Raw genomic sequence first — 6484 nt, 5'->3', positions numbered from 1 at the left:
GGTTCTGAACTACAGTCTTATGCAGCCGGAAAACGACAAAAACCGCAGGAAACAAGACTTCGCCTGAACAAGCGCGGCATAAACCGGAGCGCGGCATTATGAGCATTATGCCGATGTCGGCATAAGGGTCATGCCACAAAGGTGCGCCATCGCTTGAACCGCGACTACGGTCTTTCGCAGTTTGGCAACACAGCCTATGCGCGCGAGGAGATCGTGGCCGAGCTCACGTCCTGCTTTCTGGGGCAGGAACTTGGGTTCACGTCGCATACGCTCGAGATGAATGCCGCTTACCTCTACAACTGGCTGCGGGTGCTGCGCTCGGACAAGCAGGCGATTTTCAAGCACGCGGCCGATGCGCAGCGCGCCTTTGATTACCTTATTGCGCGATCGGAGGCGGGCAGGGCTGGGGAGGTCGACCAGGCCGCTTGAGGGGATGTGTGTCGGCAAAGGGAAAGCAGGCTTTGGGAAGGGTGTTTCAAACTTCTCAAAGGACAGACCCATGACCAACGCAGCACAGCCTCTGACAGACCGCCCAGACCCCGCCGTAATCGCCGCTCAGAATGACGCTTTCCGCAAGCTCGCCTGCCTCGGGATAGCACCGGAGGCGCCCATCCAAGGCCGGATGCATGTGACCCGCTCGCTCATGGAGGCGGGGGACGGTTTCATGGCCGAGGCGGTGAAAGCGACCGGTACGTTCGAGACGTTTGAGCCAGAGAACGATCCGGAGGGATGGCATGATTTCGGGGCGGTCGAGATCCGGGGCGAAACCGTGTTCTGGAAAATCGATCTCTATGAAGCGGATTCTGACTTCCGTTACGGGTCCGAGGCCCCGGATAACCCCGAAACCACCATGCGCGTGCTAACCATCATGATGGCGCGCGACTGGTAGCGCAGGGGGCAGCCTCAATGCCCACACAACCGACACGGAAGGCCCGCAGACCCCTCAAAGGCAAAGCGGGCCTTTTGTCCTTTTGATCCCCGAACCCGGGGATTGGTCACGCGTTTGAACGCGCCGGCCGCACCCTACCCATCGAAAAGGAAATCTCATGACCGCAAGTTTCAAACCCGTTTCCGTCGCCATCACCGATCTGACTGCCCACCCCGCCAACGTGCGCAGTAACTCCCCGGAAACCTATGATCCCGAGAACATCGCCCATCTGAAGGCCAGCATCGCGGTGTTGGGCCTGCTTCAGCCGCTTCTGATCCAGAAGATCGACGGCAAACACGCTGTTCTCGCCGGCGGCCGACGCCATGCCGCGCTGAAGGAGCTGGTCGCGGACAAGGCCGCGAAGGGCTTCACCGCCAAGACCAAGATCGACTGCCGCCTCGTGCCAGAGGATTGCGACGTGACGACGGCGCTGTCCCTCGCCGAGAACATCACCCAGGCCCCCATGAACGCGATTGACGAGTTCGAGGCGTTCGCGCGGATGATGGAGGTCGACGGCCAGACGCCTGAGACCATCGCCAAAACCTTCGGCACCACTGTTTCCGCCGTGAAAGGCCGGTTGCGCTACGGATTCATCCATCCCGACATCCGCGCGGCGGCCCGTGCCAAGGTGATCACGCTCGATACGATGAAGGCCTTTGCCGAGCATCCAAGCCAGGAAGTGCAACGTGAGGTCTTCGAGGCGCTGACCAAGGAAGACAGCTACCTGCAGGCTTATACGGTGCGTCAGGCGCTCAAGTCCCGCGGCGTGCAGGTCAGCGACGATATCGGGGCCTTCGTACGCGAGGAATATCAAGCGCGCGGCGGCGCTATCGCGGCCGATCTGCTGGAGGAGCATTCGGTGCTCGAGGATGCTGCGCTGGTCGAGACGATCCTGCTCGAGAAGCTCGTTGCCGCCGCCGAGGAGGCCCGTATGAGGCTGGGCTTTGCCTGGGCGGACTCGATGGTGCGCTATGATTACGCGACCATGGCCGACTACGGCCGCGTCTATCCCGGCCCGATCGAGCCCGATGAGGCCGCCCAGAAGCGCATCGATGAGATCACTGCCGAGCTCGACAAACTGCAGCTCGAGATGGAGGATGAGGGGCTCGAGGACGGTGCATACAATGCCCTCTACGAGCGTGTGGACGTCTTGGAAGAGGAAGCCCGCGACCTGCAGGAGGCCTACACCACCGAGGACCTCGCCCGCGCAGGCGTGATTGCGTCGTGGTCGAGTGGACAGGTGACGCTGCATGTGGGCCTCGTGCGCCCTGAGGACAAGCAAGAGGCGTCTCGCAGCCCTTCCGGGAACCAGACCGGCAAGGACGAGCCCGACCCAAGCGAGATCACCTATCCGGCTTCGCTGGCAGAGGATCTCAAGACCGAACGTGCGATGGCCCTTGGCGCCGCGATGGCGTTGCACCCCGAGGCCACGCTCGATCTGACCCTCTTCAAGCTGGTGAGCGACGTTCTGGGCAGCGGCATGAATGTCACGCAGACGATCAAGGTCGATGCCCGCAAGGAATACCGCAGCCATGCCAAGATGGACGACATCGACGGCACGTCGCTCGAGCAGGTGGCCGCGGCGCATGATGCGCTTGACCTCTCGTGGCTCGATGAGGCCCGGTCCCCGGCCGATCAGTTCGCGGCGTTCCGCGCGCTGGAGGCAGGCGAGAAGGCCAAGCTTGTCGCCTATGCCACAGCAAGCACCACGCAGTCCTGCTTTGCGCGGGATCGCCAGCGCGACAGCCTTATGCATGACTTCGAGATCGAGATCATGCCCGACATCCGCGCGCATTGGACGCCGAACGCGGCTCTGTTCAACCGCTTCAAGAAGGCCTGGCTCCTCAAAATTCTGGGCGAGGATCTGGGCCTTGCCCAGGAGGCGGTGACGCTGGCCTCGTCGAGCAAGAAGGAGATCGTCGCCTTTTGCGACAAGCTCTTCGCCGAACCCTTCGCCACGCTCACGGACGCGCAGCGCGCTGCCGTGGCCGCCTGGTGCCCGCCGATGATGCAGACCGCCGGGATCGAGCTGAACGACGCGTCCACGATGGAAACCTCGGAGCCAGACAGCGACGTCGCGAAAGCGGCCTGAGCGACCCTCTCGACCCGCGCGGTGTTTGAGCCTTGCGCGGGTCGACCCTTTCCCACACCGAACAGAAAGACATCCCCATGGCTATTCTCAAGTTCTCCGCGTCCGCTGTCGCGGCGCAGATCGCCCTTGCGCGCGCCTGCAAGACCTTCTTGCCCAACTGGAACGGGCCGGTGGACAAGCCCGCCCTGATCCTGATCGTCGGCAATGGCGTGCATCTGCGCTCGAACGGCATTGATGGCACAACAACCCGCATCGTCACGACCGAGCAGGCGGATCCCTCCTTCGCCTTCGCCGATGGCATGAACCCGTTTCGGGACAACGACTGGATGGCGCAGCGCCGTATGGCGTTTCGTGACCTGACCGGTCAGTTCTACACAGACATCCTGGACGATGTGCAAGCGCTCATCGACCGGGGGCAGGGCACGATCCGGCTCGCCACCGATGGCCACAGCATCCGCGTCTTCGTGCGCCGGGCCTCGGACTATCTCATCGGCGGGACGTATGATGTGCCCTCCGGCCTGGGCGGCACTTTCCGGGTGATCCTCAAGGATGCCTGCGACACCTTCGCGATCGTCCAGAACTGCGGCAATTGTGAGGATTTCGACGCCATGCAGCCCTACCGCGTGCCGCTCGATGCGCTCATGGAGATCGACGATCGGAGGGCGGCATAGTGGGATGGCTCTTCTACACTGATCGCCGCATCAAATCCTACGCGGATGAGAAGGCGGAAATTACACGGCTCTGTACCTTCGAGACCGACATCCGAAAGACAGAACTGCTCAAGGCCTGCAAGGTGGGTTCGACCTGGTATGCGGCAGCGAGGGTCACAAACCTCCACGGATCTCCGGTTGAAGATGCGACCTATGTCACAGACCCTGACGGCTCCGTCACCTTCGGTGCCGTATTCCTCACCCGATACGACGACGGCTGCTGGGGCTACAAGGACATGGAGGAAAGCGCTGGCCCGAACGAGTCTCGTGCTCCCCTTGGGCTGATCGAGCTTCTCTCCGACCTGAAAGACCCGGACAGCTACGCGCATGCCTGGCGCCAGCGCTGCCGGGATTGGGCGTCGATTCCGGACTACGAGGAAGGCGACAAGATCAAGCTCGCAACACCGGTGACGCTCACCGATGGCAGCACCTGCCAGATCGTCATTGCGACCCACTACAGGCGTGGGCGGCAAAAACGCCGCTGCTACCGCATCGAGGGAACCGGCGGGCTCGTACGGCTCTCAAAGGCCTCGCTTGCGGGCTCGGAGCTGCTCAGCTCCGCAAAGGGCGCGGCCAGTCCTGTGCTGGCGGAGTTTCTGGCGGGGCAGGGTGGCTGAGTTTTGCGCTTAGTCAGTAACAAAGGACTGCGCGCACATGCTGCCAACTTGAAATCGTATCTCAAATGAGATACATCAATGCGAGCGATAGGAGGACCATCCATGCCTGCCCAAACATCCATGCTTCATGTCCGTGTTGACGATCAGCTGAAAGCGCAAGCCTCGGATGCACTTGCCGGCGTTGGTCTGACGCTCTCCGATGCGGTGCGCATCCTTCTGACCCGTGTGGCTGCGGAAGGCGGGTTGCCTGCCGGATTGACCGCTGATCCAGATGCCTATGACGCCTGGTTCCGGGCGAAGGTACAGGAAGCGCTGGACGATCCAAGCCCCACAACGCCCCATGCCAAGGCGATGCAAGACGCCCAAGCATTGATTGACGGGAAGCGCCTTGCCAAATCTTGATGGGCCCGATCTTGAATGGAAAGCCACGGCCATCGCCGATCTGTTGGCAATCATTGACTACATTTCCGACGACAACCCCGACGCCGCACAGTCTCTCAAAGACGAGATCGAGCAAAAGACGTCTCGGCTGCCAGAGCATCCTCAAATGTACCGGATAGGCCGTGTCGAAGGCACCCGGGAAATGGTCGTCCGTCCGAACTACATCGTGGTGTATGCCGAAAGCCCGGAGATAGTGACCATTCTGCGCATTCTTCATGCCGCGCAGTTATGGCCATGACCAGAACGCTGGCCACTCGCTAATAAACATGCGCCCCCTCTGCGCCTCGAAAGTGTAGAGGGGGCTTTTTGTCCTTTGGAACTCAGACCCTGATCCAAAGGACAAACCCCATGGCCAAGCTAACCCCACCAAACCCAGTTCTTACCGTCTCCGATCCCGATCTTTCCACCGCTATGAGGCAGATGGGAGCGGAGATTGATCACCAGCCCCTGCGCAGTTCGGCGCTTGCCCATATCATGCGGGAGGCGTTCGGCGGCAGCGATGCCAGTGGCGCGTGGGACTGGCGCATGGCCTATGACCTGATGCAGGCTGCGGCTGTTCAGGTGCTGCTGCGTCGAGACGGCACCGAGGGTGGCATTGCCGCTGCAAAGCTGCTCGCCTCGCGGCTCCTTACGGAGACGCGCCGCTCCGAGCAGCAGATCAGGCTGCAGCAATTCTCCACGCCGCTGCACTTCGCGGCTTTGGCCGTGCGGGCGGCTGCGATCCGCGAGGGGGAAACCGTGCTCGAGCCGTCGGCTGGCACCGGTGCCCTGGCCGTTTTCGCCTCCCGCGCCGGCGCCAAGCTTTTGCTCAACGAGATCGACCCCTTTCGCAAGCGTCTCCTGCGCGCGGTCTTCGGGGGCGAGGTGACGGGTCACGATGGTGAGCATATCGACGATCTGCTGCAGACACCGGTCCTTCCCGACGTCGTGGTGATGAACCCGCCCTTCGCCTCTTCGATCGATCGGTCTAGGGATAAGCACATCGCGGCCAAGCATCTCATCGCTGCCGCGAAGCGCCTCGCGCCCGGGGGGCGGCTGGTGGCGATTATGCCGCCGGGGTTCAGCCCAGAGCGCGATGCCGCGCATTGGTCACGCGTCTGCGGCCTCCTCACGCCGCGCTTGGCACTCACGATGCCGGGACAGGTCTATCGCAAGCTCGGCACCTCTGTAGAAACCCAGCTGATGGTCTTCGACAAGGTGCAGGAGGACGGCGAGCTGATCCGCGTCCCTGTGCAGGATCTGGAGGAAGCCCTTCCTTTTTGCGACGAACTGGCCGCAACCCGGACCAAGGCGCGCCCCGCACAACGGGCGGCAGCGGTTACTCCTGCTCGGCCGACCGTTGCATCATTTGCCCCGGGCAAGACCGCCGCTGCGCCTGTCGCCGCCTCCAAATCTCGGGCCAATGCCGTTGTCCCGCTCACTTTCAAGAGCCTTGATATCCCGCGCGACAACACGCCCGTCTCGGACATCTATGCGCGCTACCGCCCGCAGCGGATCGAGATCGCAGGCGCGCGGGAACATCCCACGCCGCTCGTCGAAAGCATCGCCATGGCCTCTGTCGCGCCGCCCGTGCCTTCGGGTGCCGCCATTTCGGAATTGCGCCTGCCTGCACGGTTGATCGAGGAGGGAGATCTCTCCGAGGCGCAGCTGGAAACCATCATCATGGCACATGATGCCCATGGGCGTGATCTGCCCG

General features: G+C 62.4%; 7 protein-coding genes and 1 pseudogene. All 8 read left to right on the top strand.

The features are described 5' to 3' along the window. Positions 1–129: 129 nt before the first annotated feature. Positions 130–429, top strand: a pseudogene (locus tag QQL78_RS20150) (zincin-like metallopeptidase domain-containing protein); the annotation flags it as partial. Between the two features lie 70 nt (positions 430–499). Continuing rightward, positions 500–889, top strand: a complete 390-nt coding sequence (locus QQL78_RS20145) for a DUF3768 domain-containing protein (RefSeq protein WP_284376517.1) — start codon at positions 500–502, stop codon at positions 887–889. A gap of 157 nt (positions 890–1046) precedes the next feature. Then, positions 1047–3020, top strand: coding sequence for a ParB/RepB/Spo0J family partition protein (locus QQL78_RS20140; protein WP_284376514.1), 1974 nt, complete (start codon positions 1047–1049; stop codon positions 3018–3020). A gap of 77 nt (positions 3021–3097) precedes the next feature. After that, the gene (locus tag QQL78_RS20135; protein ID WP_284376512.1) at positions 3098–3691 is read left to right on the top strand and encodes a regulator; all 594 of its coding nucleotides are present in this window, start codon (positions 3098–3100) and stop codon (positions 3689–3691) included. Continuing rightward, positions 3691–4347, top strand: coding sequence for a DUF6927 domain-containing protein (locus tag QQL78_RS20130; RefSeq protein WP_284376510.1), 657 nt, complete (start codon positions 3691–3693; stop codon positions 4345–4347). Before QQL78_RS20135 ends, QQL78_RS20130 begins: the two co-directional genes overlap by 1 nt. A gap of 102 nt (positions 4348–4449) precedes the next feature. Further along, positions 4450–4749: a type II toxin-antitoxin system RelB/DinJ family antitoxin gene (locus QQL78_RS20125; RefSeq protein ID WP_074838673.1), complete on the top strand. Its 300-nt coding sequence runs from the start codon at positions 4450–4452 to the stop codon at positions 4747–4749. Beyond that, the gene (locus tag QQL78_RS20120) at positions 4736–5026 is read left to right on the top strand and encodes a type II toxin-antitoxin system RelE/ParE family toxin (protein ID WP_284376506.1); all 291 of its coding nucleotides are present in this window, start codon (positions 4736–4738) and stop codon (positions 5024–5026) included. Before QQL78_RS20125 ends, QQL78_RS20120 begins: the two co-directional genes overlap by 14 nt. A 110-nt stretch (positions 5027–5136) precedes the next feature. Beyond that, on the top strand, positions 5137–6484 hold a 1348-nt coding region (locus tag QQL78_RS20115), incomplete at its 3' end, for a strawberry notch-like NTP hydrolase domain-containing protein (protein ID WP_284376504.1).

The organism is Sulfitobacter pacificus (assembly GCF_030159975.1).
GTDB classification, from domain to species: Bacteria; Pseudomonadota; Alphaproteobacteria; order Rhodobacterales; family Rhodobacteraceae; genus Sulfitobacter; species Sulfitobacter pacificus.
Note: the sequence above shows the minus strand (reverse complement) of the source record. Positions and strands in the feature narration are given on the sequence as shown.